At 59.5% G+C, this 25,324-nt stretch carries 23 protein-coding genes; 11 read left to right on the forward strand and 12 right to left on the reverse strand.

Features of this window, described 5'->3' with window-relative positions:
* Both FHT86_RS34845 and FHT86_RS34850 read left to right on the forward strand, forming a co-directional pair.
* The coding region (locus FHT86_RS34845) for an SDR family oxidoreductase (RefSeq protein WP_133704593.1) at nucleotides 1–282 on the forward strand (282 nt) is incomplete at its 5' end.
* Nucleotides 283–819: 537 nt separating this feature from the next.
* Complete coding sequence (locus FHT86_RS34850; RefSeq protein WP_133704592.1) at nucleotides 820–1,542, forward strand: 2'-5' RNA ligase family protein; 723 nt, start codon at nucleotides 820–822, stop codon at nucleotides 1,540–1,542.
* A 239-nt stretch (nucleotides 1,543–1,781) separates the two neighbouring features.
* Here FHT86_RS34850 and FHT86_RS34855 read toward each other — a convergent pair whose 3' ends face one another.
* Nucleotides 1,782–2,180: a hypothetical protein gene (locus tag FHT86_RS34855; RefSeq protein ID WP_133704591.1), complete on the reverse strand. Its 399-nt coding sequence runs from the start codon at nucleotides 2,178–2,180 to the stop codon at nucleotides 1,782–1,784.
* Between the two features lie 423 nt (nucleotides 2,181–2,603).
* Between FHT86_RS34855 and FHT86_RS34860 the strand changes: the two genes are divergently transcribed.
* Nucleotides 2,604–3,356, forward strand: a complete 753-nt coding sequence (locus FHT86_RS34860) for a Crp/Fnr family transcriptional regulator (protein ID WP_133704590.1) — start codon at nucleotides 2,604–2,606, stop codon at nucleotides 3,354–3,356.
* Between the two features lie 109 nt (nucleotides 3,357–3,465).
* Here FHT86_RS34860 and FHT86_RS34865 read toward each other — a convergent pair whose 3' ends face one another.
* The 4 genes from FHT86_RS34865 to FHT86_RS34880 are packed head-to-tail and all read right to left on the reverse strand — an operon-like array spanning nucleotide 3,466 to nucleotide 5,829.
* Nucleotides 3,466–3,771, reverse strand: coding sequence for a hypothetical protein (locus FHT86_RS34865; protein WP_133704589.1), 306 nt, complete (start codon nucleotides 3,769–3,771; stop codon nucleotides 3,466–3,468).
* A 9-nt stretch (nucleotides 3,772–3,780) separates the two neighbouring features.
* Nucleotides 3,781–5,178 carry a hypothetical protein gene (locus FHT86_RS34870; protein WP_133704588.1) on the reverse strand — a complete coding sequence of 466 codons (1,398 nt, stop codon included), beginning with the start codon at nucleotides 5,176–5,178 and terminating at the stop codon, nucleotides 3,781–3,783.
* Between the two features lie 12 nt (nucleotides 5,179–5,190).
* On the reverse strand, nucleotides 5,191–5,448 hold the full coding sequence (locus FHT86_RS34875) for a hypothetical protein (protein ID WP_133704587.1): 258 nt from the start codon (nucleotides 5,446–5,448) through the stop codon (nucleotides 5,191–5,193).
* 3 nt (nucleotides 5,449–5,451) lie between these two features.
* Complete coding sequence (locus FHT86_RS34880) at nucleotides 5,452–5,829, reverse strand: hypothetical protein (RefSeq protein WP_166656689.1); 378 nt, start codon at nucleotides 5,827–5,829, stop codon at nucleotides 5,452–5,454.
* Nucleotides 5,830–6,337: 508 nt separating this feature from the next.
* Between FHT86_RS34880 and FHT86_RS34890 the strand changes: the two genes are divergently transcribed.
* Together FHT86_RS34890 and FHT86_RS34895 are read left to right on the forward strand one after the other, a co-directional pair.
* Complete coding sequence (locus FHT86_RS34890; RefSeq protein WP_133704585.1) at nucleotides 6,338–7,477, forward strand: Gfo/Idh/MocA family protein; 1,140 nt, start codon at nucleotides 6,338–6,340, stop codon at nucleotides 7,475–7,477.
* Between the two features lie 250 nt (nucleotides 7,478–7,727).
* Nucleotides 7,728–8,648, forward strand: a complete 921-nt coding sequence (locus tag FHT86_RS34895; RefSeq protein ID WP_133704584.1) for a sugar phosphate isomerase/epimerase — start codon at nucleotides 7,728–7,730, stop codon at nucleotides 8,646–8,648.
* A gap of 121 nt (nucleotides 8,649–8,769) precedes the next feature.
* Here FHT86_RS34895 and FHT86_RS34900 read toward each other — a convergent pair whose 3' ends face one another.
* Complete coding sequence (locus tag FHT86_RS34900) at nucleotides 8,770–10,356, reverse strand: DHA2 family efflux MFS transporter permease subunit (RefSeq protein WP_133704583.1); 1,587 nt, start codon at nucleotides 10,354–10,356, stop codon at nucleotides 8,770–8,772.
* Between the two features lie 26 nt (nucleotides 10,357–10,382).
* Nucleotides 10,383–11,504, reverse strand: coding sequence for an HlyD family secretion protein (locus FHT86_RS34905; protein ID WP_409527648.1), 1,122 nt, complete (start codon nucleotides 11,502–11,504; stop codon nucleotides 10,383–10,385).
* Between the two features lie 201 nt (nucleotides 11,505–11,705).
* On the opposite strand from FHT86_RS34905, the gene FHT86_RS34910 reads away from it, so the two are divergent.
* A complete protein-coding gene (locus FHT86_RS34910; RefSeq protein ID WP_133704581.1) occupies nucleotides 11,706–12,353 on the forward strand; it encodes a TetR/AcrR family transcriptional regulator in 648 nt (215 codons plus the stop codon).
* Between the two features lie 2 nt (nucleotides 12,354–12,355).
* Here the strand turns inward: FHT86_RS34910 and FHT86_RS34915 are convergent, their stop codons facing one another.
* From FHT86_RS34915 to FHT86_RS34925, 3 genes are all read right to left on the reverse strand, one after another.
* Nucleotides 12,356–13,231 carry an ABC transporter permease gene (locus tag FHT86_RS34915; RefSeq protein ID WP_133704580.1) on the reverse strand — a complete coding sequence of 292 codons (876 nt, stop codon included), beginning with the start codon at nucleotides 13,229–13,231 and terminating at the stop codon, nucleotides 12,356–12,358.
* Nucleotides 13,228–14,169 carry an ABC transporter permease gene (locus FHT86_RS34920; protein ID WP_133704579.1) on the reverse strand — a complete coding sequence of 314 codons (942 nt, stop codon included), beginning with the start codon at nucleotides 14,167–14,169 and terminating at the stop codon, nucleotides 13,228–13,230. Before FHT86_RS34920 ends, FHT86_RS34915 begins: the two co-directional genes overlap by 4 nt.
* A 115-nt stretch (nucleotides 14,170–14,284) precedes the next feature.
* Nucleotides 14,285–15,793 carry an ABC transporter substrate-binding protein gene (locus FHT86_RS34925; protein WP_133704578.1) on the reverse strand — a complete coding sequence of 503 codons (1,509 nt, stop codon included), beginning with the start codon at nucleotides 15,791–15,793 and terminating at the stop codon, nucleotides 14,285–14,287.
* 222 nt (nucleotides 15,794–16,015) lie between these two features.
* On the opposite strand from FHT86_RS34925, the gene FHT86_RS34930 reads away from it, so the two are divergent.
* The 4 genes from FHT86_RS34930 to FHT86_RS34945 all read left to right on the forward strand — a co-directional run bounded on the left by FHT86_RS34930 (nucleotide 16,016) and on the right by FHT86_RS34945 (nucleotide 20,800).
* Nucleotides 16,016–17,218, forward strand: a complete 1,203-nt coding sequence (locus FHT86_RS34930) for an ROK family transcriptional regulator (protein WP_133704577.1) — start codon at nucleotides 16,016–16,018, stop codon at nucleotides 17,216–17,218.
* A 61-nt stretch (nucleotides 17,219–17,279) separates the two neighbouring features.
* Nucleotides 17,280–18,869 carry a gamma-glutamyltransferase gene (gene ggt, locus FHT86_RS34935; protein WP_133704576.1) on the forward strand — a complete coding sequence of 530 codons (1,590 nt, stop codon included), beginning with the start codon at nucleotides 17,280–17,282 and terminating at the stop codon, nucleotides 18,867–18,869.
* 18 nt (nucleotides 18,870–18,887) lie between these two features.
* Complete coding sequence (locus FHT86_RS34940) at nucleotides 18,888–20,501, forward strand: dipeptide ABC transporter ATP-binding protein (RefSeq protein ID WP_133704575.1); 1,614 nt, start codon at nucleotides 18,888–18,890, stop codon at nucleotides 20,499–20,501.
* Nucleotides 20,502–20,554: 53 nt separating this feature from the next.
* Nucleotides 20,555–20,800 carry a type II toxin-antitoxin system Phd/YefM family antitoxin gene (locus tag FHT86_RS34945; RefSeq protein WP_133704574.1) on the forward strand — a complete coding sequence of 82 codons (246 nt, stop codon included), beginning with the start codon at nucleotides 20,555–20,557 and terminating at the stop codon, nucleotides 20,798–20,800.
* A 4-nt stretch (nucleotides 20,801–20,804) separates the two neighbouring features.
* Here FHT86_RS34945 and rhaI read toward each other — a convergent pair whose 3' ends face one another.
* Together rhaI and FHT86_RS34955 are read right to left on the reverse strand one after the other, a co-directional pair.
* On the reverse strand, nucleotides 20,805–22,097 hold the full coding sequence (rhaI, locus tag FHT86_RS34950) for an L-rhamnose catabolism isomerase (RefSeq protein ID WP_133704573.1): 1,293 nt from the start codon (nucleotides 22,095–22,097) through the stop codon (nucleotides 20,805–20,807).
* A 64-nt stretch (nucleotides 22,098–22,161) separates the two neighbouring features.
* Nucleotides 22,162–24,258 (reverse strand): bifunctional rhamnulose-1-phosphate aldolase/short-chain dehydrogenase, encoded by a 2,097-nt coding sequence (locus FHT86_RS34955; protein ID WP_133704572.1) that lies wholly within the window; start codon nucleotides 24,256–24,258, stop codon nucleotides 22,162–22,164.
* Nucleotides 24,259–24,464: 206 nt separating this feature from the next.
* Between FHT86_RS34955 and FHT86_RS34960 the strand changes: the two genes are divergently transcribed.
* Entirely contained in the window at nucleotides 24,465–25,277 is an 813-nt protein-coding gene (locus tag FHT86_RS34960; RefSeq protein ID WP_133704571.1) for a DeoR/GlpR family DNA-binding transcription regulator, read from the forward strand.
* The last annotated feature ends 47 nt before the right edge of the window (nucleotides 25,278–25,324 follow it).

Here is a 25,324-nt window from a genome sequence, read left to right on the forward strand (position 1 = left end):
ACCCTGGCCGGTGAAGTCGCCTCGGCGGGCGTCACCGTCAACGTCATCGTCCAGGGCCGCATTCATACCGACCGCGTCGACCAGCTCGACGCGGCAGCGGCCGAGCGGCAGAACATCACACTCGATCAGGTCCGCGCCGCGTCGATCGCCACCATCCCGACCGGCCGCTACGGCCGACCGGAGGAGCTTGCCGATGTCGTTGCCTTCCTCGCCAGCGAGCGGGCATCCTACATCACAGGCGCCCGCATCAGGGTCGACGGCGGATTGATCCGATCGGTCTAGGCACATTTTTGGAAAGCGTCAGGCAAAACCGCAGTAGCCTCGGTATCCTCGTCAACTTTTGGCACGGTTAGGTAGGGAGGCCCCGCCTGTCAGGGCAAACCAAATGGTCATTCCGGGCTCCAGACCCTGGTCACCGTTGGTGGGGATCAAAGCACAGCCAGAAGCTGTTGAAATCGTGATCGCCGACCGGTCCACGGATGTTTTCGGGGTTAGATGGCAAACGCCGCCAGCACAGGGGCAGCATTGGCCGGTATTGTCGCAAAACTCGACGGATTAGATGCCCATCAGGCTGTTTCGGCCTCTTTGCGGTGAGAGTTACCGGACATCTGCCCAGCGCCTCATTCGCTGCTCCACATAGACTTCCCCAAGGTGCAATAGCAATGCAGGCCGAACTCCATCAAACTAGGATGGGGATACCGTCCAGGAGCCTCCTTAGCCAAGTCTCCTTAATATCCCAGTTAGACACGGAGCTTCGCAAACGCACAGTTTGGCGGATCACTCCGTTGGACAACGCGACGCAAAGGAAAGGAAGCAGCAATGTTCCGCCATGCGAAACTCGCAGCCGCATTCCTCGTTGGAAGCCTCGTTATAGCTTCTTCCCCGACAACTTCCCACGCTGATGAGAACTCGACAACGGCAATCGACATCGCACTCGAGCCTGACGCAACAATGCTCCAGCGAGCGAAGGCCGCCAATACCCGCCTCCTTGGCACATTCCCGAAGGGCTTCGCGCTCGATGAGTCGCACCACCCCCACGTCACCATCCTGCAGCAATTCGTCCGCACCGCCGATCTCGACAAGGTCTACGCTGCGGTTGACAAGGTTATGAGCGATGAAAAGCCCGCTGACTGGAAACTAACAGCCAATAAATACTACTATATTCCCGATGCCGAATTTGGCCTTGCGGGCATCGTCGTGGAACCGACGCCAGACTTGATCAGGCTACAGCGCGAGGTGATCGACGCAGTTGCGCCTTTCACTGAGAAAACCGGGACCGCTGCGGCTTTCATGTCCACCGAGCAAGGCCGAGACATCCAATCATCTTTGATCGACTATGTGTCCAACTTTGAGTCGATTGCCGCCGGAGAGAAATTCAATCCCCACGTCACAATCGGGGTAGCCACGCAAGCCTATCTCAAGGGAATGCTGGCAGAACCTTTCGAGGCGTTCACTTTCTCCCCAACCGGGGCATCTGTATACCAGCTTGGAACGTTCGGTACAGCGAGGAAGAAGCTTAAGGACCTGCATTTTGGCCCCTGATACAGCGTGGCGGCCCGATCCTGTTCAACCCGCCCGCGAAAGTAGCGGTGGCTGCAGTTGGCGCATTGGCCGAGCTAGCCCCTGAAGGCAGCGGTTCGAGAGGTAACGCGTCCTCTGACCAGCTATATAGGCGTCGTTGACTTTTTGGGGCGACGTCGGGTTGGGCGTAAGACACAGCCCGCAACTCGCTTTGCGGGCCATGCCCTACCTATCCGTTCGCCAAATTTGGCGATACGGGTCTAGCCGCGCTCGTGGCCATGGCCATGGTCGTGGTCGTGGTCGTGGTCATGTTCGCCATGGTGGTGCTCCGGATGAGAGGGAGCCTCCACACCAACGTCGCCTGGTTCAAAGGGGTACAAGGAGGAAGGGATAGAGGCAAGGACCGTGGAGGCCTCATTTAGGTCGCCCAGGCATCGTCTCTCCTGCCCGTTGTAGTGCGCATTGATCGCCGAGGAATAGAGCCCCATGGCTTCACTCTTTTGTTGACCGCTCGGGGTGTCGCGCAGCTCCGTTCCGGTGAGCCGCAGGTCTCCCACGCAAGTGGGTGCAGCAAAGCCAGGAACAGATGAAGCCGTAAGAGCCGCAAAACTCGTTCCCAAGAGGACGAACACGATGGTCGGTTTGGGCATTCTGAACATCTCAATCTCCAATTGGAGCTGTTGCCGGTTTCTTGAACGGGCATGGTTTCAAGTTTCCGAAGTGCGCTGGTTTGTGGAAACTTGCGCACGCTCCAGTCATGGGCTGTTCCGCGTGGCCTCGATATGATCTCAATTAATAAATTGGAACTTTTCCGCCGCGCGCGACATCGATGCACAGCAGCACCCTGGGGCAGCCAATCACGTCAGCTTCACTAGGAAGTGCGGGATCGGTGAAGCACGGCAGAAGGAGCTTGTATGTTGCTAACGCTTTGCGAATATTGAAGAATCTTCGCGATTTGACACGCGACGATCCTTCGTTTCCCTACCATTTGTTAATCTGGCTTGAGCTTGTGGGTGGCGTATTCCGGTACGATATCTGCCGTAGGGGGTTGTATATCGATCTCGAACCTTGAAGGCACTTTCATGCCACATGATCTATCCCTGCTCGGGACCAAAACGAGACCTCTTCCGCTCCCGAGACGCACCGTCGCGCGTAAGCCTGACACGCATATCGCCTTCCTGCCTGAAGACAAGACGGTTTTGGACTCGCTCGAAATCCGCAAGCGCGTCTTCACGAAAGGATGCGACATCATTCACGAGGGACAACAGCTCAAAAATGCATACATCCTCTGCGCAGGTTGGCTGTGCTCCTATAAGCTTATGCGCAATGGAACGCGGCAGGTGATCAATTTCTACGTTCCGGGTGACCTCATTGGCATTCGGAGACTTCTGCTCGCCAATTCCGATGATAACCTTTGCGCCATAACACGCGTTGAGGTCGGAGAGATAAACGCCGAAAAACTGCTTGAAGCGTTTGATGGCAATGGCCGTCTTGCCATGTCGATACTCTGGTCGACATTGAGGGACGAGGCTATTGTCGTCCAGCATCTGGTTGACGTCGGTCGACGCCGACCCATCGATAGGGTGGCCCATTTCTTCCTTGAGCTGGGCTCGCGTTTGAGTCTGGTCGGTCTAGGGACGAAGACGGCATATCAATGTCCCTTAACCCAGTTGCTGATCGCCGATGCGCTGGGTTTGACCGCAGTCCATTTCAATCGCGTTCTCAGGCAGTTGCGCGAGTTGAATGCAATGACGTTTCATGAAGGATGGGTGGAGCTCCTCGATTCCAAAAGACTGGAGCGCCTGGCTGATTTTGATTCATCGTACCTGCAATAGCCGATACCCGCGAGCGCTGGTCGTGACCGATGGGCCCATCGCGCAGGTCGATGAACAATGTCTTCCCGAGATGTGCCAACGTGAACGGCCGAGAGGGCCTATTCTCCTCTCAGCGTTTCGGTCTGATCGTCATCTTCGGGACCTCAGGGATGGATGCCTCCGCGCGCCGCATCGCAGCATACTCGCGTGCGATCCGGTCGAAGTGTGGCATCCTTGCCTGCTTCAATTCGGAAATTTGACGATCAATGATCCGAGCGTGCTCTGACCGTTCATAGGCGAGTTCTCCGGAACGTTCTTCGGGGGGCATCTGGAAGCGCCTCGCGGTCAACTCCTCGAGACGGTCTATGTCGACATCCCTCAATCCCGGGTGTGCCCCCTTCAGGAGACGGCGGAATTCTGGAGAAAGCGGATCCACGGCAGGCTCCTATCGAAAGACCTTGGCTGAGAGCCGGTCGGTCAGCCACTGATGGGTGATCCGATCGAGACGACAGCGTCGGGGATTATCGGCAAAATTGTAGTTGTCCATGAGGTTGGGTCTCGCATTGTCGATCAGCTCGCAATGATAGGAGACCCACGTCGTGGGGTAACCGATTCCGTCCCGGTTCTGGTCCGAATTGCGTGAAGTGCCGTTATAGTTTCCGAAGGTGGCCGGAATCGGGTTGGTGGAGGCCGTCCTGAACTTCTTGTTGACGTTCAGCCCCGGTCGCTGCGAATCGACGTAGAGATCATCGACAATGCCATTGGCGAAGTCGGATGAGGCGTGCCCGAATTCGTGAAGCGGCGTCATGCTGCCGAGGCTAGTGCTGAGCGCGATGGTTCCCGGGATGCTGGCGAAGCGCCCGTGGCTATGGTTAGTCCCGTCATAGGTGAAGTTTACCGACGTGCCGCTGGTGTCATCAGTCGAAAACCATGCTGACGATCTGGTGTGCGTCGCAGATTCGCAGAGGGCGAAGCTGACGTCCGAGTAAACGGAGTAACCATCGGTAAAGCCCCGGAACAGGGTGCGACGCGGCCCTATGATGTTGGTATTGTCCTCCTGCACAAGGGCGGCGGCGTCTGCGATGGCGCGGGTGGCATCGAAGATGCACGCGAACTGTATGTGCCTGTCGAGACCGCCCGCTCGCAGCACGTCCTCCGTTGACCGGAGCATATTGTCGATCGAGCGCCACACCGTCCTGTGGAACGAGGGCCTGTTTGTAGTCAGCGGATCGGCGATCAGGGCTCCTGAAAACCGGCGGATCACCGGGTTGCCAATGAAAGTGATGGTATACGGACGATCCTTGGGCGCTCCCGTGTAGAGACGCCTGACGAACTCCAGCGGGCCGGAAGATACGTCCACGGGCACCGCGTTGCTCGTCCAGCCGGTTGACGGCGAACGCAGCCGGACGTCATGTCGGACGGCGGGGATCGCAGGCGGCAATTGCGCCACCAGAACCCAATCGGGCCGGACGACATCGGGGGTGACAGTCACGACGTTGACGGGTCCGTCGAAGTCCACCACAACATCGTCCGGGAGATTGACGCTGGACACGGTGAAGAAGTCGTTGGTGACGGCACGCGACGGACAGATGTCGAAGCCGTTGAACTGTATGCTCGCGATGAGAGCGTCGGCGTCGCCGTGGGTGGCTGTCACCGCGTAGCCAGCATGCTTCGCACGCACGAGCGCCTTCACGATGGAGCGCTTCAAGAGGAGCACGTCGGACGGGTCGTCGGAGTTGAACTGGACGATCAACAGCTCCGCCGCCCCGGGCGCTCCGATTTGGGAGCAAACCAGATTGCCTACCCAGGTCAAGGAAATCACAAAGCCGGAAGTGGTTGCCATGGCCCCACCTGCTCAGCCGGGACCCAGGGTCAGTCCGGTGATATTGGAGTCCGTGTCACCGTGCTGGGCCTGTACCTGCTGCCGCGTGGTCATCGCCGCCGTCAGTGCGTCGATCATACTTGTCTTGAAGGCCAGCTGGGCAAGCGTGTCCTCAGGGTTGCCCTGTATGATGAGAATGGCCGTGTTGGTGGGCGCCGGACCGATGAAGGCGCATGCCAAGCTCGGCTGGAGCACCGTGAGCCTCTGAACGAAGCCGATCGTCGTCGCCATGGCTCACCCTCCCACGAAGAACGGCTCTCGGATGAACCCCAGCTCATGAGCGACTTCACTCAGGTATTGGAGATCGCCCCGAACGCGGATGCCGCCTCGGTAGAACTGTGCGACACCCTCCCTGCTTCCGTCGAGAACTGCCCGGATCTGCGCGGCATCGCCGATGATCTCGACCAAGGGCGGCGCAAGCTCAGCCTCCCGCGACAGTTTGCAGCCGGTGGCATGCGAGTGGACGTAGAAATCGCCGCCCTCCTCCCCTATGAACCGTATCAGAATGGACCCGAGGCGCCGCGTTCTGGCACCTTCAAATTTCCGCATGGCCTCGCCAAGAACGTTGTCCGGTGATTTCCTGGGAGTACTCACCTTTTTCTTCAGAGCCATTGAGCCTTTCCTTCCGTCTTCTACGGAGCACGGCTTCAACGCAAACACACGACTCGATTACGTCGCTGATGAGGGTCGCATGATCACGGCAGGTAATTAAGTATATCATAACCTATACTTTCCATTGTGGAAAGGCTCCCGGTTTAATTGCAAACTGTGGAGGATCGCGCACGCGGTCGGAGCGAACTATCGACCCTTTAGCTCTCTTTTAAAAATCAGAGAAATCAGATCTCCATGCCCGACTTCGTCGGCCTTTTTTTGTGCTATCGATAGGCGCGGCCGGCATTTGGAAGACGCAAGCCTGCAAATCGGAACAATCAAAGGCGCAAAAAACCAAGCGTTATATTTCAATGGCTTACAACAGCGATTTTGGACGATTCAAGGCAGCATCATCACTCGCGGACGTCCGGCTGTGGGTGCGGATTTGTCACGAATATTGGGTGCGGTAGTTCCGATCGTAACCACCGCACTCAAATGGATTTTTATCTAGCCTGTACGGGAGTTGTACATGGAACCTGTCAAGATTGGCATCATCGGCGCCGGCAATATCAGCGACTCATATCTGAAGGGTGCGGTGCGATCGAAGCTTATCAAAGTCCAAGCGATAGCGGACATCCGCATGGAGGCGGCGGAAGCCAAGGCGCAAGCGTTTGGGGTTGAGGCTGTCACCGTTGATCGGTTGCTCTCCGATCCGGAGATCGAGCTCGTGGTCAATCTCACGCTGCCAATGGTACACGCAGAAGTCAGCCACCAGATCATATCGGCCGGCAAGCATGTTTACTCGGAAAAGCCGCTGACGGCGACCTTCGCCGAAGCGGGTCCGGTGATGCAGGCGGCGCGCGCCAGGGGCCTGCGGGTCGGCGGCGCGCCCGACACATTCCTCGGCGCCGCGCATCAGGCCGCCCGTGGACTGGTCGATGCCGGCCGCATCGGCAAGCCGGTTGGTGGCGCGGCCACCTTCATGACCCGCAGCTCGGCGCATCGCTATGCCAATCCTTCCTTCTTCATCTTCAAACAGGGTGGCGGGCCGATGCTTGACATGGGCGCTTATTACCTGACGCAACTCATCAATCTGCTAGGCCCGATCAAGCGCGTTTCAGCGATCTCCACCAACGGGATTCCACGACGCGGAGTCGTCGAGGGGCCGCTGACCGGCGCCGTGATCGACGTCGAAGTCCCGACTTTCTACAACGGCTCGCTGGAATTCCTGAGCGGCGCGAATGTTGCGATCTCGATGTCCTGGGAAGTGCACAAGCATCGTCGTTCGCACACGGAGATCTACGGCACGGAAGGCAGCCTCGTCATTCCAGATCCCAACTTCTTCGGCGGCACGCCGCAGGTCGCCAAGGCCGGCGGCGACTGGGAAAATGTCGATATCTCCGCCTATCCCTTCGGTAGGCCGAACCGTGTGATGGATGATGGCCGCTCGGAGGCGGATTACCGCATGATCGGCGTTGTCGACATGGCCATGGCCATCCGCCACAACCGCCCGCACCGCGCCAACGGCGACATGGCCATGCATGTGCTCGAAGTTCTGGAAGGTTTCGAGCGCTCTTCGGTCGAAGGCCGGCACATCGCCATCACTACGCCTTGCGAGCGCCCGGCGGCCGTACCGCAAGGCGCAGATGAGGAGGTTTTCGACGCTTGATGCGATGTTCGCCCGGCGGCCTTCACAGCCGGTAGAGACTGGCTTTACGCCGATCAACAGCGCAGCAGGGCACCCTTATCCAATCGTGCGGCGCCATGCCTCATTGGCAAGCCTAACCATAGCCACATCCTATGGCATCCCCAGATGATCCAGTGATCAACAATCCTCGGCCAGCCAGCCGCCGGCGCAGGCTCGAGCCCTAGACCTCTCGATCCAACGGCTACATCCAAACTCGAAAGGAACAGCTTTCATGTCTGATCTATCGCCCCGAGTATCCGCGGACGGCTACCGGATCGCCATCAACCCCATTCAGTGGTTGGCATCCGATGATGGCTTCCTGGACCGCAGCAAGGCGCCGCCGCTCGATGACTTCCTGGCGCAAATCAAACAGGCAGGCTTTCCCGCCGCCGTCATCACGATTCCTGCCGGTACATCGCTGGAGGACTACAAGGCCGCTTTCGAACGTGCCCGCATCCTACCGGGCCCGAGCTATTTCGGCATCCCGAGCCCCGAGGCGGAGGTGCCGCTCGAAAAAACCCTGGAGGAGGCAAAGCTTGCTGGTGGCCGGCAGGCCGCCTTGGGGGTCAAGGACATCTTCATCGCCGTTCACATGCCGCCGAAGCTGCGTCCGCGCGTCGACAAGCCGGCAATCGGTACGATGTTTGACCAAGCGCGGCTCGATTTCATCATCGACCAGCTCGGCAAGGCCGCCGAGGCGCTGAAAGCCGAAGGCGTGATGCCGGCCTTGCATCCGCATGTCGGAACCTGGATCGAGACCGAAAACGAGACGCGCCGGACGCTTGACGCCATCGGTCCGCGCACGCTGAATTTCGGCCCGGACAGCGGCCATCTTTCCTGGGCCGGCGCCGATGTGCTGGGCCTGTTCCGGTCTTATAAGGACCGCATCAGCATTATGCACGTCAAGGACATCAGGCTCGACATCCGCGACGCGGCGATCGCAGCCGGCAAAAGCTACCCGCAGACGGCGCTGGACGGCCTGTGGGTTGAACCGGGGATGGGCAATCTCGACATCAAGGCCATGCTCGCCGAACTTGGTGCTGGTTTCGATGGTTGGATCGTCGCCGAAGTCGACCGGCCGACCATGCCGCCGTTGGAAAGTGCCATCGTCTGCGCCAAATACCTGCGGGCATTGCGAAGGCCGGCGGTTTAACCGCTGAAACGTTCGTCAAACGTGGTTTGAGAAAGAGATCAGCAGAAAAAATCGCGGCAAGCTGGTGGAGCTTGTCGCGATCCAAGTTATGCTTTCAAGAGAAACCGGTGGTCGGGCCTGTTTAATGTGCGCCGGCTCCGCCTCCTTGCGCCTTGCGGGCAAAGAGCACCGCGACTGCCGCGATCGCCAGCAATACGCCGATGACTGCAAAGGTATCGCTGAAACCCATGATCAGCGCCTGCCGCTTGACGATATTGCCAAGCGCAACGATTGCCTTCTGCTTAGCAAGAGCCTGGTCCGAGACGCCATGCGCCAGAAAATAATTGGTCATCTGCGTCAGCCGATCTCTCACCTCTTCCCGCGACAACGTCACCGACTGGCCGATGATGTTGGAATGAAACTGCTCGCGTTTGGTAAGCACCGTACCCAGCGTCGCCGTGCCGACCGCGCCACCAAGATTTCTCAGCATGTTCGTCAGGCCGGATGCGGCGGCGGCGTCCTTCGGCGCGATGAGGCCGGTGGTGATCGCCGTGACCGGGGTGATGACCATGGCCTGGCCGATGGCCCGCACGATGTTCGGAATCCAGAACTGATCGCCGGCGGTGTCCCCGGACAGCGTGACATTCATGAAGCAGCTAATCGCGAAGATGCTGATGCCGAGGAAGGCGATATAGCGGACGTCGAAGCGCTTCATCATCATCGGCACGAGCGGGATGAGTATCAGCTGCGGCAGGCCGGTCCAGGCAAGCACGTTGCCGATCTGCTCGGCATTGTAGCGCTGCACCTGGCCGAGATATTGCGGCAGGATGTAGACCGAACCGAACAATGCGAAGCCGACCAGGACATTGGACAGGACGCCGAGGCCAAAATTGCGTTGCTTCAACAGCCGCAGTTGCACGAGCGGCTTCTTGACCGTCAGTTCAATCCAGATGAAGGCGCTGAGAAACACGGCGGCGATGATGGCAAGGCGCAGGATGAAGGGGGATGAAAACCAATCGTCCTTGTTACCTTCTTCCAACACCGTCTGGAAGGCGGCGAGCCCGATTGCCATGGTGATAATGCCGGCCCAGTCGCCCTCTTTCAGCAGGCTCAGCCGCATCGGCTGCTTTTCCAACGTCGCGGCGAGCGCCACGACCATGATGGCGCTCGGAAATGCATTGATGAAGAAAATCGTCTGCCAGCCGTAATTCTCCGTCAGGTAACCGCCAATGGTCGGACCGATGGCCGGAGCAAAGGTGACGGAAAGCGCGAAGATGGCAAGCCCCGTCGGCTGCTGGAATTTCGGCAGCTTGGTCAAAACCATGGTGAAGGCCATCGGGATCAAAATGCCGCCGGCAAAACCCTGCAGGCCGCGCATGGCGATCATCGACCCGAGATCATGCGTGAAGGCGCAGGCGATCGAGAACAGCGGAAACAGCACCGCGTTTACCAACATGTAGCGGCGAAACGAAAAGACAGTGCTGAAATAGGCGGTCAGCGGGATGACCACGATCTCGCCAATCAGATAGGAGGTCGATATCCAGGCGCCGTTATCGACGCCGGTGCCGATGCCGCCCTCGATGTCGAGCAGCGAGGCGTTGGTGATCTGGATATTCAGGATCGCCATGAAGGCGCCGATCATGCCGGCTAGGACGGCGATCCAATCTCTAAGGCTGGCGCCGGCTGGTTGGGGAACGGCGGTGGCGGAGGTGGCTGCGATGGTGGACATGGCTAGTACTCCTCATCTCTCACCGTTCACGCGCCATGGCCCTGGTCGGCCGTCTTGATGTCGATGCTCGGCTGCACGGACATGCCGGGGCGCAGGTCGCCGGACGTGGCGCTGTCGCCATCGAGCACGATCTTGACCGGGATGCGCTGCACGACTTTGGTGAAATTGCCAGTGGCATTATCCGGCGGCAGCAGTGCGAATTCCTGGCCGCTGGCAGGCGCCAGGCTGTCGACGTGGCCGTGATAGACCCGGCCGGGGAACATATCGACTTCGATGTCGACTGGCTGGCCGGCATGCACGTCGGTCAATTGGGTTTCCTTGTAATTGGCTACGATATAGGCCGCCGACGTCGGCACCACGGACATCAATTGCGTGCCGGCCTGCACATATTGGCCGACGCGGAGCGTGCGGTTGCCGACGACGCCGTCGAGCGGTGCGGTGATCGTCGTGTAGGACAGATTGAGGTCGGCCTGGTTTTGGACGGCCTGGTCATGGGCGAGTATCGCTTTGGCCTGCGCCAGTTGGGCCTTCAACAGATCGACCTGCTTAGTCGTTGCCGCGAGCGACGCCGTATCACGATCGATTGCGGCGCGGGCGGCGGCGATCTGAGAGGCGGCCTGTTGTGCGGTTTGAACCGGCGCATACCCGTTGACCGAGAGGCTCGCATAGCGCTTGTCATTCTGCTCGGCGAAGGTCTCGTTGGCCTTGTCGACATCGACGGTCGCCTGGGCAGCCGAAATCAATGACTGCTGCATGTCGAGGGAAGCCTGCTTGGCCTCGACATCGGCTTGAGCGGCGGCAACATCGGCCTTGGCTTGATCGAGCGCCGTCTTGAAGTCGCGGTCATCGATGCGGGCGAGCACCTGCCCTGCCTTGACGCTCTGATTGTCGTTGACGACGACATCGGTGATATAGCCGGAAATCTTCGGCGCAATGGCGCTGTTGTCGGCCTGTACATAGGCATCGTCGGTCGATACCTGGAAGCGGCCGACCGTCCAATAGTTATGACCGTAATATGCGGCAGCGGCGATGACGACGAGCGCTGTGGCGCCGAGCAGGAACGATTTCCCCCGCTTCTTGGCGGCCGGCTTTTCCTCGGCGACGATACGCGCCAGTTCGACCGACAGATCCGGCTTGCCGGCGTCCATGGTCGGGGCCTCGGCGACCGGTGCCTGCTTATTGGCATTCAATACATGAACCTTGTTTTCCACTGTTGTCTCTCCTGATGGGCCGATCGTCTTAGGAGGGCGGATGGCCCGCAAAAATTCCCGGTTGGGTATTTAGGAAACTTGATGTTTTCCAAAATATGCTCTATAAAATGGAAGTCAACAGGAATTTGGAAAATCATCATGGTCGAAATTCAATTAATTGAGAAGCGCCCACGCGGCAGACCTCAACTTCGCTGCGACGATGATACGAGAGGCTTGATCATCGAGGCTGCGGACGTGCAATTCCGTGAAAACGGCTACGCGGCCGCAAGCATCAATGCGATCGCCCAGTCCGCCGGCGTCTCGACCAAGACGCTTTATCGGCTGTTTCCGACCAAGGCGGATCTGTTCTCAAGCATTGTTTCCGACCGCATAGGCCGGTTTTTCCTGGCGCTCGACCAGTCGATGCTGGCGACGATGGATTTGCGGCAGGGTTTGGAGCGACTGCTGACGGCCTACGGCATGCTCACAATGTCCGACGACACCGTCGACATGATGCGTCTTGTCATCGCGGAATCGGACCGCTTTCCGGAAATCGCCACATCCTTCTATGAGACGGCGATTATCGGCTCGAACGCCGTCATGGAAAAATGGCTGACGACCCAGTGCGAACGCGGGCTCATCCGCCTGGAAGACCCGCATATGGCCTCCGGCATGCTGCGTGGAATGATGATCATGGAGCCGCAGCGCGCCGCGATTCTGCGCCAGCTCCCTCCTCCGAACATTGCGGAGATCAGCCGGCGGGCGCGAATCTGCACGGAGGTGTTCCTGAAAGGCTGCCAGGTTTGAAATCAATCCTGGCGCGGATCGAGCGCGTCATTGAGGCCGTCACCAAGCAGGTTGAAGCCCATGACCAGTACGATGATCGCCACGCCCGGCCAGATTGGCATCCACGGCGCCTGCTGCAGGAATTGCCGCGCCGTATCGAGCATCGAACCCCAGGATGGGTCCGGTGGGCGCTGACCAAGGCCGAGGAAGGCAAGGCTCGCTTCGGCGAGCACCGCCGTCGCCATGGTGATCGTCGCCTGCACGACGACTGGCGCCAGGATATTCGGCATCACATAGACACCCATGATCTTGATATTGGGCACGCCGAGGAGCCGCGCCGCGGCTATATAGTCCTCGGTCTTGACAGTCAGCACTTGCCCACGCGTCAGACGGACAAAGATCGGCATCGCCGAAATGCCGATGGCGATCATCGCGTTTTCAAGGCTTGGATTGAGGAAGGTTGCAAAGGCGATCGCCAGCACCAGGAATGGGCAGGACAGCAGCGCGTCGGTGCAGCGCGAAATCACGACATCGACGAGACCACCAAAATAGCCGGATATCAGGCCGAGTGGCACGCCGATGACGATCGCGATCACTACGGAGACAAGACCGACAAGCAGCGAAGCACGAGCGCCGAAGATGACGCGAGAGAGGATATCTCGGCCGAGATCGTCGGTGCCGAACCAATGCAGCGCCGAAGGCGCCTGTCGGACCGTAAGCCAGTTCGATACGTTCGGCGGGAACGGTGCGATGACAGGCGCAAGGATCGCGACGAACACAAAGAAAAGGACGATCAGGCCACCGATGATGGCGCTGGGCTGACTGAGGCAGCGCCGCAGTGCCGATTTACGATTGCCGGAGGCGGCGGGAATGGCGAGCGTGGCTTCGGTCGTGTTCATCCGCGCAACCTCGGGCTCAGAATGACATAGGCGATATCAGCGAAGAGATTGAGCAGCAGGAACATCGCCGACGAGCAGAGAACGACGGCCTGGACGACGGCATAGTCACGGCCGAACACACCGTCGACCACCATCTTGCCGAAGCCGGGAATGCCGAAGACCTGTTCGGTCAGCACCGCACCGGACAAAAGCTCGCCGAAATGCAGCGAACTGACGGTGACCACGGGGATCAAGCCGTTGCGCAGCACATGCCGGATGACGACGATGCGCTCCTTCAGGCCCTTGGCACGGGCGGTGCGCACATAATCCTGCCGGAGCGTCTGCAGCATGGAGCTGCGGGTATGACGCATGACGATGGCCGACGCCGCGGTCCCCAGGACGATGCTTGGCATCAGCATGTAACGCAGATTGTCGAGCGGAGAATCGAACAGACCGACATAGCCGCCGGAAGGCAGCCAGCCGAGCCGCACCGCAAAGGCCAGGATCAGCATGATGCCGAGCCAGAAACTCGGAACCGAAAGACCAGCCAATCCGAGAATGCTGACACCATAATCGACCGGCGTGCCGCGCTTCAGCGCCGCGATGACACCAGCGGGAATGCCGATAACCAGCGCGAGGATCATCGCCATGACAGAAAGCTGGATAGTGACCGGCAATTTCTCGAGGATCATCTCGCCGATCGGCAGCTTCGTGCGGATCGATAGCCCGAAATCGCCTTGCAGGATGCCCCAGAGCCAATGGACATATTGGGTGTAAAGCGGCTGATCCAGCATGTACTTATGCCGCAGGAAGTCGATGACGGCAGGATCGCGCTCTTCACCCGCCAGCGCAATCGCCGGATCGCCAGGCAGAAGCTTCAGCAGACCGAAGACCAGGATCGATACCAGCAACAAGGTTGGAATGGCGATCGCCAGGCGGCGCAAAATAAAAAGAAACATGGCTTTTCTCTTGCTGCATGATCCCGAAAGCTGCGATGCGGTCTTGGGACGAAATCATGCAAAACCGGAAAAAGGATAGCGCGGCGGCCCCGCGCCATCCTCAGCGGATGATCGCTTATTTGGCAGGCTTGACGCCCTGCAGGCGCAGGATGCCGTCCGGATAGATGGTGATGCCCGTCACATCGGCCCTCGATGCATAGAACCAGTTCGGGTGATAGAGCGGAATAGTCGGCAGGTCGGTCAAATAGATGTCCGTCGCCTTCTCGTAGAGCTGCTTGCGTGTTGCTTCATCCGATGCCTGGCGGGCGGAGACCAGCGTCTTGTCCATCTCCGGGTTCTTGTATTTGTTGACGTTCTGGCTGCCGTCGGAACCGAAGAAGGAATAAAGCGTCGGGTCCGGATCGGCACGGCCGCTCCAGTTGCCGATATAGGCCTGGAAGTCACCGGCAAGGTAGCGCTGCACGGCCGAGGCTGTCTCGAGAGGCAGCAGTTGCACGTCGAAGCCGGCTTCGCCCGCGAGAGACTGAATGATCTGTGCCACGCGCCCGTCTGTCAGCGAGTTTTCATAGGTGATTTCCAGCTTCGGCGCGGGACCGCCGACTTCCGCGATCAGCGCCTTCGCCTTGTCGACATCGCGCGCCGGGATCGCGTGCGACTTGCTGTAGAAGGCGCTCGACGGCGGGATCATCTGATTATCGGGGATGAATTCGCCATTAAAAGCAACCTGGTTGATGACGTTGCGATCGAGCGACAATTCCAGCGCCTTGCGCAGGCGGGGATCGGTGCCGAGTGGAGTCTTGGCCTTGTCGCCATTGCCGACATTGATCATCAGATGCGAGACGGCAAGACCGGGCGAGGAATGCAGCGCCAATTTGTTGTCCGAACGCACGGTGGCGAGGTCGGTCGGCGCGATACGCTCGGCGACTTCGAGATCGCCAGCCTGCAGGCGCGACAGACGGACGGTCGAATCCGGAATATAGAGATACTGGATCTCGTCATAGCCGATGGCGCCGGCATTCCAGTAGCCAGCATATTTGTCGAGGGTGATGGAGTCGCGCTGCTTGCGCGCCTTCAGCATGTAAGGACCGGAGCAGACCGGGTTGGCTGCGAACTCACCGCCCTTCTGAACGGCGGTCGGCGACACCATCATGCCGGCGCGGTCGCTGAGCACGGAGAGCAGCGGCGCGAACGGCGCCTTCAAATGAAAGATTACATGGGTCGGATCGACCACCTCGACGGTGTCGATCGGCGCCAGCTCGGCTTTGCGGTTCGATTCCTTCAGCGTCTTCATGCGCTCGATGTTGAACTTGACGGCGGCAGCATCGAACGGTGTGCCATCCTGGAAGGTGACGCCGCTGCGCAGGGTGAAGGTAATGTCCGTACCCTTGTCGTTCCACGCCCAGGCGGTTGCGAGTTGCGGCACGATGTCGAGATTAGCGTTGATATCGACCAGCTTGTCACACATGGCGGCAAAAACGATACGGCCTGCATAGGTGCCGCTCGTTGCCGGATCGAGCGCATCCGGATCATCCTGCATTCCGACGCGCAATGTTGCTGCATGCGCGGATCCAATCGTCATGGCGATGGCCGACGCCATCATAAATGCCTTGATGGAAGTTCCCATAAATTATCTCCTTGTGGCGTACCCCTATGAGACCGGCCCGCCTGCCCAGATTTTATACAGCCATAAGTGATGCATGGTTTTTTGCGATTGTAAAGTATCCTGACTAAAGATTTGATCAAACTATGGGCGGCGATTAAAAATCCACCATTTATACCGAAAATTCTCCTTGACGCCTCTCTTCCGTTCGGTAGTTTGTTCTCAAAACTGACAAAAAATTAGGCCATGACAGATATTTCAACATCCGTTCCCCTCACCCGGCAGATCACATCGCGCACCGTGCTGCGCGCTGTCTTCGAAAATGCCCCCGTGTCGCGTGCTGAACTGGCGCGCCTGACGGGGCTGTCGAAGCAAAGCATGTCCGAGATTGTGCGCGATCTTGAGGATGAGGGCTGGCTGCGCGTAACCGGCCGAACTCAGGGCGCGGTCGGGCGAAGCGCGGTGACCTATGAGCTCGAGCCGCGCAAGGCCTTCGTCTTCGGTGTCGATATCGGTGGCACCAAGATCCATGCCGCACTGGCCGATCTTACTGGCGCAATCGCCGGCGAGATCATAGAGAGCACGGATTCGCGCGGCGGGGAACGCGTTGTCGACCAGATAGTGCGCATGCATGACGCTCTGTTGGAAAAGACCGGCATTGCCAAGAAGGCCGTGAAGATGGGCGCAATCGGCATCCCCGGTGCAGTCCATCCAAAGAGCCGGCAACTCACCATGGTGCCGAATATCCCAGGTCTTACGGACTTGGCTTTTGAAGACGTTCTCCGCGACAGGCTGGGCTACGACATCCTCATCGAGAACGATGTCAACATGGCCGCCAAGGGCGAACAATGGCTAGGCAACGGCCGCAGCATCGACAATTTCGTTTTCGTGGCGCTCGGTACAGGTATCGGCATGGGCATCGTCAACGAGGGCCGCATCGTCCGCGGCGCCCGCGGAGCAGCCGGCGAAATCGCCACCCTGCCGATCGGCGCCGATCCCTTCGATTCCCGTACCTTCATGGCCGGCGCGCTGGAGTCGGCAATCGGCAGTATCGCCATCCGCGGCCGCTACGAAGCGCTCGGCGGCACGCCGGGCCTGACTGTGCGCGAACTGTTCGAGCGTAAGGATGATCCGGCAGCGGGCATGGTGATCGACGAAGTAGCGCGCGTCGTCGCGACCTCGCTCGTTGCCATCTCCGCGGTCGTCGATCCGGAAGTGGTGATTTTCGGCGGCAGCGTCGGGGCAAGGCCTGAACTGGTGGAGCGGATCAGCTTCTATCTGTCGCGTTGCGTGCCGGTGCCGCTGTCCTGCACCATCAGCCCGCTCGGCAGCCAGGCCGGCCTTTTCGGCGCCATTGCCATCGCGCTTGAGCAGTTCCGCGAGACGCTGTTCGAGATTCCAGGGCGCGCCGATCTCGGCATGGCTTTCATGGCGGAGAAAACATCGTAAAACGATATTGAAGCTCGCATCAGAGGCGAGCAGCAACAGGCAGATAAAGGACATTGAAGACATGCAGCAGCGGGATTTTTTCAAGCCGGGCCGTTCGGTCGCAATTTCCGACAGAGGCATGGCGGCGACCTCGCATCCGCAGGCAACATTGGCGGCGGTCGATATCTTGCGCGCTGGCGGCAGCGCGGTTGACGCGGCAGTCGCGGCGGTCGCACTGCAGTCGGTCATCGATCCGCACATGACCGGCATCGGCGGCGATTGCTTCGCTCTTTACAGCCCTGCCGGCGGCACGCCGATAGCACTCAATGGCTCCGGCCGCGCACCGCAAAAGGCGAAGCTTGACTACTTCCTGGAGAAGGGCTTCACCGCCATTCCCGACGACAGCCCGCACGCGGTCACCGTTCCCGGCGCGGTCGATGCCTGGTGCCGGCTGATCGGCTCCTATGGCCGTTTCGATATGGGCCGTGTGCTTGCGCCGGCAATCGCAGCCGCCGAAGACGGTTATTGCATCACACCGCGCGTCGAACTCGACTGGCGCCGCTATGGCGACCGTGTCGCCAAATACCCGGCCTCAGCAGCCTATTTCCTGCCGCATGGCCGCGCACCGCGCACCGGCGAACGCATGGCCAATCCTGCTCTTGCCGCTACGCTGAAGGCAATCGCCAAGGACGGTCGCGACGCCTTTTATCGCGGCAAGGTGGCGGAGGAAATTACCCAGGTTTTGCAATCGTTTGGCGGATTGCATGAAGAAAGTGATTTCGCCAATTACAAAGCTTTCGAGACCACGCCCATCTCCAGCAAATATCGCGGCCGCGACCTGCTCGAATGCCCCCCGAACGGTCAGGGTCTGGCCGCCCTGCTGATCACCCGCATTCTCGACGGTTTCGATCTTCGCGATCCCAAGTTGACCGAAGCCGACCGCATCCATCTGCTCGCAGAGGCGACAAAGGCGGGTTATGCCAAGCGCGACCAGCTCATCAGCGATCCGGATCACCTGACCTTCAGCATCGACGAACTGCTGTCGGATCGTTCCGTTGCCGCCATGCGCTCGCAGATCAGCCTCGAGCATGCCGCCGACCCGTCTATCTGGGATGGTCCGACACATAAGGACACGGTCTTTGTTTCGGTGGTCGACCGCGACGGTAACGCGATTTCGCTGATTAACTCGATCTTCTTTGCTTTCGGCAGTGGCATCTACGCGCCGCGCGCCGGCGTTCTGCTGCAGAACCGCGGCGCAGGTTTCGTCGTCAAGCAGGGACATCCAAATGCAATCGGCCCTGGCAAGCTGCCCTTCCACACCATCATTCCGGCCATGTTGATGGAAGACGGCAAGACGCGCATGAGCTTCGGGGTCATGGGTGGGCAATATCAGGCTACCGGTCATGCCCATATGCTGAGCCAAATCCTTGACCGCGATCTCGATCCGCAGCAAGCGAGCGACCAGCCGCGCAGCTTCTGCTTCGGCGGTAAACTCGCTCTCGAACCGACGATTTCGGAAGAGATCAAACTGGATCTCGAACGCCGCGGCCATGTCACCGAATGGGCCAGTGAGCCAATCGGAGGCGCGCAGGCGATCATGATCGATCATGAACGCGGCGTCCTGCTCGGCGCATCCGACCATCGCAAGGACGGCATCGCCCTCGGCTATTGAGTTTGGGATATTGAAACCATGACGTCTGCTTCCGTTCTCTCCGTCCGCGACTTGACCCTTACGCTTCCCGAGGGCGGAGACCGGAAATATGCGCTGCAAGGCCTGAGCTTCGATCTGGCGGAGCGAGAAATTCTCTGCATCGTCGGCGAGTCCGGATCGGGGAAATCGCTCTGCGCCCAGACCATCATGGGCCTGCTGCCCAAAGCGATCGGCATCGAGAAAGGCGAAATCCTGCTGGAGGGGGCTGATATCATCAGCGCACCGCCGCCGGTGCTGCGTGATCTGCGCGGCAAGCGCGTCTCTATGATCTTCCAGGAGCCAATGACGGCGCTGAACCCCTCGATGCGCATCGGCGACCAGATTGCCGAAGTCTTCGAAGCGCATGGATTGCTGACCGAGAAGGAACGCGCGGAGCGCGCCGTGACGCTCGCAACCGAAGTCGGTCTGCCCAATCCCGAGCGTATCGTCCGCTCTTTCCCGCACCAGCTTTCCGGTGGCCAGCGCCAACGCGCGATGATCGCCATGGCCCTGGCGCTGGAGCCGAAAGTGTTGATCGCCGACGAGCCGACGACGGCGCTCGATGTCACCACGCAGGCGCAAATCCTGCGGCTGATCCGCGACATCCAGCAGCGGCGCGGCATGTCGGTCGTTTTCATCACCCATGATTTCGGCGTGGTCGCCGATATCGCCGACAAGGTACTGGTGTTGCAGAAGGGCCTGATGGTCGAACAGGGCACGGCCGAAAGCGTGCTGAAACACCCGACACAGGATTACACCAAGGCATTGCTCGCCGCCGTACCTTCGGCGATTCCGCCAGAACGCGCCTCGACCACCGCGCGACCGATCGCCTTCTCCGTCGACAAGCTGTGCAAGACTTATGTTTCCGGTGGTGGCTTCCTGCAGCCGAAGCGCCGGACGCAGGCGGTCAACAAAGTCAGCTTCGAAATCCGGCGTGGCGAGACGCTAGGTCTGATCGGCGAATCCGGCTCAGGCAAATCCACGGTCGCCCGCTTGGTGACCCGGCTGATCGATCCCGACAGCGGCCAGGTCATGCTCGCCAACGACGACTTCACCAAGCTCAAGGGTGCGAAGCTGCGACAGGCGCGCAAGCGCATCCAGATGGTCTTCCAGGATCCTTTCGCCTCGCTCAACCCGCGACGCAAGATCGGCCTCAGCATCGCGGATGGTCCGCTGGCGCATGGCGTCAGTCATGCGGAGGCAATGCAGGAAGCCCGCCAGCTCCTGACCCTCGTGGGTCTTGATCCGCGCGCTGTCGATCGTCTCCCGCATGAATTCTCCGGCGGCCAGCGTCAGCGTATCGGCCTTGCCCGTGCGCTCGCCTTGAAACCCGACGTTCTTGTCGCCGACGAATCCGTTTCGGCGCTCGACGTCACTGTGCAGGCGCAGGTGTTGAAACTGCTGGAAGAGCTGAAAGGCCGCCTCGATCTCGCGATGCTATTCATCACCCACGACCTGCATGTCGCCGCTCAGGTCTGCGACCGCATCGCCGTCATGCGCCGTGGCGAAATCGTGGAACTGAGGCCGGCGGCAGAGCTTATCAACGATCCGCAGCATCCCTATACGCGGGAATTGCTGTCGGCGATCCCAGGGCAAAATCTGACGGCGCATTGACGGGACATCAGGTTAATCGCATCCTATAGCTGTATAGGCTGATGGGTAAGCTGATGAAAACGATTGAAATCGACGACGCGGGGAGTGTTCTTTCGACTTTGGCCGATCATGCGCTCAACGGAAACGTCTCCGTCATCACGCGTCAAGGCGAACGTGCCGCAGTGATCTTGTCCTACGGCGAATATCGAAGGCTGAAGCAGATGGTGCCTTCCCTCGGTTGGCTGCTCGCCAACGCTCCGCTTGAAGAGGACGATCTTCCGGTGAGAAAACCGGCGCGCTGCCGGCTTCTCGAATTTTGATCTCTCAAATAATCCCGCCACCGCCTGCCGCGGAAACCGGACGCTCGCCAGCAACTTTTTTGCGATAACCGCTTGCCCGATAAGCCGCCACCGGATCGATGGCGCCTCCGGTGCGGCGGCGGGCTTCCGCAAGAATCGGCTCGACATCGGCACGGTAGGCACGCTTCAGGGTTTCGGAGGCCATCAGGGCGTCGTTAGAGTCTTGATAACCCGCCAGCGCCTCGCGATCGACGATCAAAGCCTGCGCATAGGCGCGACGGATTTCGTTGGCGCTGGAGATCAGGCTTTCGATCGGATCGGTGACATTGTGTGACTGGTCGATCATATGGGCTGGATGGAAACCCTTCGCGCCACGATGCTCCGCGTCGACCAATTCGTTGAAGACGAGGAACAGGCGATAGGGGTCGATCGCGCCGGCATCGAGATCGTCGTCGCCATATTTCGAATCGTTGAAGTGGAAGCCGCCGAGCTTGCCGAACTGGATAAGGCGGGCGACGATCATCTCGATATTGGTGTTCGGGGCATGGTGGCCGAGATCGACGAGGCAGAAGGCCCTTGGCCCGAGGGTTTGGGCGATCAGATAGTTTGTACCCCAATCCTGCACGACGGTCGAATAGAAGGCCGGCTCGTACATCTTGTGCTCGGAAAAAAGCCGCCAGTCTTCCGGTAGCGCCTTGTAGATCTCCGCCATCGCAGCGAGGTAACGTTCGAATGCCTTGGTAAAGTGGCTTTGACCGGGGAAGTTCGAACCGTCGCCGATCCAAACCGTCAGTGCCTTAGAACCTATCGCCTTGCCGATCTCGATGCATTCGATGTTGTGTTCGACAGCCTGCGCGCGCGTCGCCGCATCGACATGGCTGAGCGAGCCGTATTTATAGGAATGTGCCTGGCCGGGTGCGTCGGAGAAGGTGTTGGAATTCATGGCATCGAAGCCGAGGCCGAGCGCATCGCCTTTTGCCTTCAATTCCTTCGCATCCGCCTTATCCCAGGGGATATGCAGCGAGACCGTCGGCGTCGCCCGCGTCAACTGTTGGATGACGGCGCAATCGTCGAGTTTGTCGAAAATGCCGCGTGGTTCGCCGGTGCCCGGAAAGCGGGCAAAGCGCGTTCCGCCGGTGCCGACACCCCAGGAGGGCACGGCGACGAAAAATTCTGAGACCTTTTTCGTCACCGACTCGATATCGACGCCTCGGCGGTCAAGTGTGGCGCCCAGCGCCTCATAGTCGGAATTCAGCGCAGCGGCGCGCTTATCGTTTTCCGCAGCGACCAGATCCGGCGCAATTCTGAACTCGGCCATTCTTCCTCCCGAAAATCTGAGGCCCGCACCGGCGTTTGTCCCGGCCGGCGCAAGCCGAATAGAACTAGCGCGTGAAGCTCTGCGCGTTGCCGGCATCGACATTGATGATATTACCGGTCGACTTCGCGGAAAGGTCGGAGGCGAGGAAATAGATAGCCTCTGCAATATCTTCCGGGAAAACGTTGAGCTTCAACATCGAGCGCTTGCGGTAATGTTCCTCCAACTCGTCCACCTCGATCTTCGAAGAGGCGGCGCGCTGTTCGCGCCATTCGCCGTTCCAGATCTTGGAGCCGCGCAGGACGGCGTCGGGATTGACAGTGTTGACGCGAATGCCCGCATCCGCACCCTCGAGCGCCAGGCAACGCGCCAGATGGATTTCGGCGGCCTTTGCCGTGCAGTAGGCGGCGGCATTCGGCGACGAGGCAAGACCATTCTTGGAAGCGACGAAAACGACATTGCCGCCGAGATTCTGACGGCGGAAGAGCCGGAAAGCTTCGCGCGAGACCAGGAAATAGCCGGTCGCGAGAATGTCGATATTGCGATTCCACATCGAAAGCTCGGTGGTTTCGATCGGCGCGGACGAAGCAATGCCGGCATTCGAGACAAGAATGTCGATGCCGCCGAACTCAACGCAGGCTTCGGCGAAGGAAGAAATGACGGCGTCTTCTTTGGTCACGTCGAGCTTGACGCTGCGCACCGCATCTGCACCGAATTTCTTGACAAAGTCTTCCTGGGTGCTCTCAAGCGCCGCCTGATCGATATCGGCAAGCACGACGCAGGCGCCCTCGCCCACCAGACGCGCCGCGGTGGCGCGGCCGATGCCACCGGCACCGCCGGTAACGAAAGCAACGCGGCCGGCAAGGCTCTTCGGCTTCGGCATGCGCTGCAGCTTTGCCTCTTCCAGCAGCCAATATTCGATATCGAAAGCTTCCTGCTCCGGCAGGCCCTGATATTCGGAGACCGTTGACGCGCCGCGCATGACATTGATGGCGTTGACATAAAATTCGCTCGCGATGCGGGCAGTTGCCTTATCGCGGGCAAAGGACAGCATGCCGACCCCGGGGACCAGGAAAATCACGGGATTCGCATCGCGCATGGCTGGTGAATTGTCGTGCTTGCAGTCGTTGTAATAGCGCGCATAGTCGGCGCGATAATCTTCCAGCGCCTTGTCGAGTCCGGCAATAATTGCCTCCACGTCAGGTTTCGCCGGATCGAAGTCGACGATCAGCGGCCGGATTTTGGTGCGCAGGAAGTGGTCCGGGCAGCTGGTGCCCAATGCGCCGAGCGGACGCAAATCCTTTGAATTGACGAATTCGAGCACCGCGGCCTGATCGTCGAAATGACCGAGCTTACGCTCCGCCTTGCCGATACGGCCACGAATTTCCGGCATCAGCTTGGCGGCGATTGCCCGGCGCTCCGCTGGCGGAAGGCTCTCGACGACAGCGCCGCCGAAAATGGTCTTGCCTTCGGTCTTCGCCGCAAACCACTGGATCGCCTTGTTGATGATCGCAAGGGTCAATTCGTAGCAGGCCTTGGCGTCGTTGGCCCAGGTGAACAGACCATGGCTTTCGAGTACGACGCCCTTGGCGTTCGGATGCGCCTTGACGAAGGCTTCGAGATCGAGGCCAAGCTGAAAACCGGGGCGACGCCAGGGCAGCCAGCCAATATCGTCGCCGAAAATCTCGCGCGTCAGCTCCCGGGAATTCTTCGACGCGGCAATAGCGATGATCGCGTCGGGATGCATGTGGTCGACATGGGTAAAGGGCACGAAACCATGTAGCGGCGTGTCGATCGAAGCGGCGCGTGCGTTGAGGTTGAAGGTGCAGTGGGGGAGGAAACCCACCATGCGGTCTTCATCGGCCACACCCTTATAGATGCTCTTCAAACTGTCGAGCTTGTCCTGATAGAGCGTGGCGAAACCGTCGAGCTTGATGGTGCCGACATCGCCGCCGGAGCCCTTTACCCACAAGACCTTGACCTTCCCGCCGGTCAGCGGATCGGTTTCCATGACCTTGGCAGACGTATTGCCGCCGCCATAGTTGGTGATACGCTTATCGGCGCCGAGCAAATTGGAGCGGTAGAGCAGCTTGCCCGGCTCATCAAGGCGGGCCGCATATGCATCATCCCAACGGTTTTCCAGAAGCTGAACCTCAGCGGCCATATCATCCTCCCATAAGATCATGTCTTGCAGGCGGGACCGAAACATGTTCGCGCCGCCCTTTGCAATCACGATATCGCTCACGCATAGTCGATTTGTCAATCGAAAACGATCATAATTGATAATGGTGCGATGCAATATGAAAGTTTTTGAGCGTTTGTGATTGACACTTTGTCACATTTGCGAAATAACCCAAGAAGGAGGAGCCGATGCACGAACGTGAACGCCATCGCATCATTTTGAGCGCCGTACAGGAAAAACCTGTGGTGACGATTCAGGATATTTCCGAATTGACCGAGGCCTCGGAAGCGACGATCCGCCGTGATATCGCGGCCCTGCATGTGCAGGGAAAGATCCGGCGTGTGCGCGGCGGTGCGGAATCGATCCACCCTCCGCAACTCGGCAATCTCGCTGGCCGCCCCTTCCGCGTTTCGGAAGGCGTCAATATCGATAAGAAACGCGCAATTGCGCGCAAGGCCGCTGAACTGTGCGGCCAGGGCGACGCCATCATCATCAATGGCGGCACGACGACATTCCAGCTCGTGCATTATATTTCGGCCTACCGGATGCAGGTGATGACCAATTCCTTCGCCATTGCCGAACATCTGGTTAAGCACTCGAAAAACACGGTGACGGTTCCGGGCGGCGCGATCTATCGCGAGCAGAGCCTGATCTTGTCGCCCTTCGACAATGACACGACCCGGAACTTCTATGCGCGGCGCATGTTCATCGGCGCACAGGGTGTTGGCCCGCTCGGCATCATGGAGGCCGATGCCCTGGTGATCCAGAGCGAGCAGAAGCTGATGCGCCAGGCCGACGAACTGGTCGTGATGGTCGATTCCAGCAAGTTTCATCAGCGCTCCAGCCTGATCCTGTGTCCGCTCGAACAAGTGACGACCATCATCACCGACGACGGCATTTCGGCGGAGACTGTACGGATGATTGAGGATGCGGGCGTATCCCTGATCACAACAAGCGTCGAGGCGCAGGCCGAGAGGGAGGATTCCCCGTCGGTCGCATAAGATATGCGGCTGTGGCGGGGTGAGCATAGCCTACAACTTTGGGAGGA

This window comes from Rhizobium sp. BK313 (assembly GCF_014193655.1).
In the GTDB taxonomy this organism is placed as follows: domain Bacteria; phylum Pseudomonadota; class Alphaproteobacteria; order Rhizobiales; family Rhizobiaceae; genus Rhizobium.

What these genes read in the sequence shown, in the direction of transcription:
- FHT86_RS34850 (WP_133704592.1), top strand. Translation starts at nt 820, where the DNA reads ATGTTCCGCCATGCGAAACTCGCAGCCGCATTCCTCGTTGGAAGCCTC.
- FHT86_RS34855 (WP_133704591.1), bottom strand. Translation starts at nt 2,180, where the DNA reads ATGTTCAGAATGCCCAAACCGACCATCGTGTTCGTCCTCTTGGGAACG.
- FHT86_RS34860 (WP_133704590.1), top strand. Translation starts at nt 2,604, where the DNA reads ATGCCACATGATCTATCCCTGCTCGGGACCAAAACGAGACCTCTTCCG.
- FHT86_RS34870 (WP_133704588.1), bottom strand. Translation starts at nt 5,178, where the DNA reads ATGGCAACCACTTCCGGCTTTGTGATTTCCTTGACCTGGGTAGGCAAT.
- FHT86_RS34875 (WP_133704587.1), bottom strand. Translation starts at nt 5,448, where the DNA reads ATGGCGACGACGATCGGCTTCGTTCAGAGGCTCACGGTGCTCCAGCCG.
- FHT86_RS34880 (WP_166656689.1), bottom strand. Translation starts at nt 5,829, where the DNA reads ATGGCTCTGAAGAAAAAGGTGAGTACTCCCAGGAAATCACCGGACAAC.
- FHT86_RS34890 (WP_133704585.1), top strand. Translation starts at nt 6,338, where the DNA reads ATGGAACCTGTCAAGATTGGCATCATCGGCGCCGGCAATATCAGCGAC.
- FHT86_RS34895 (WP_133704584.1), top strand. Translation starts at nt 7,728, where the DNA reads ATGTCTGATCTATCGCCCCGAGTATCCGCGGACGGCTACCGGATCGCC.
- FHT86_RS34900 (WP_133704583.1), bottom strand. Translation starts at nt 10,356, where the DNA reads ATGTCCACCATCGCAGCCACCTCCGCCACCGCCGTTCCCCAACCAGCC.
- FHT86_RS34905 (WP_409527648.1), bottom strand. Translation starts at nt 11,504, where the DNA reads ATGGACGCCGGCAAGCCGGATCTGTCGGTCGAACTGGCGCGTATCGTC.
- FHT86_RS34910 (WP_133704581.1), top strand. Translation starts at nt 11,706, where the DNA reads ATGGTCGAAATTCAATTAATTGAGAAGCGCCCACGCGGCAGACCTCAA.
- FHT86_RS34915 (WP_133704580.1), bottom strand. Translation starts at nt 13,231, where the DNA reads ATGAACACGACCGAAGCCACGCTCGCCATTCCCGCCGCCTCCGGCAAT.
- FHT86_RS34920 (WP_133704579.1), bottom strand. Translation starts at nt 14,169, where the DNA reads ATGTTTCTTTTTATTTTGCGCCGCCTGGCGATCGCCATTCCAACCTTG.
- FHT86_RS34925 (WP_133704578.1), bottom strand. Translation starts at nt 15,793, where the DNA reads ATGGGAACTTCCATCAAGGCATTTATGATGGCGTCGGCCATCGCCATG.
- FHT86_RS34930 (WP_133704577.1), top strand. Translation starts at nt 16,016, where the DNA reads ATGACAGATATTTCAACATCCGTTCCCCTCACCCGGCAGATCACATCG.
- ggt (WP_133704576.1), top strand. Translation starts at nt 17,280, where the DNA reads ATGCAGCAGCGGGATTTTTTCAAGCCGGGCCGTTCGGTCGCAATTTCC.
- FHT86_RS34940 (WP_133704575.1), top strand. Translation starts at nt 18,888, where the DNA reads ATGACGTCTGCTTCCGTTCTCTCCGTCCGCGACTTGACCCTTACGCTT.
- FHT86_RS34945 (WP_133704574.1), top strand. Translation starts at nt 20,555, where the DNA reads ATGAAAACGATTGAAATCGACGACGCGGGGAGTGTTCTTTCGACTTTG.
- rhaI (WP_133704573.1), bottom strand. Translation starts at nt 22,097, where the DNA reads ATGGCCGAGTTCAGAATTGCGCCGGATCTGGTCGCTGCGGAAAACGAT.
- FHT86_RS34955 (WP_133704572.1), bottom strand. Translation starts at nt 24,258, where the DNA reads ATGGCCGCTGAGGTTCAGCTTCTGGAAAACCGTTGGGATGATGCATAT.
- FHT86_RS34960 (WP_133704571.1), top strand. Translation starts at nt 24,465, where the DNA reads ATGCACGAACGTGAACGCCATCGCATCATTTTGAGCGCCGTACAGGAA.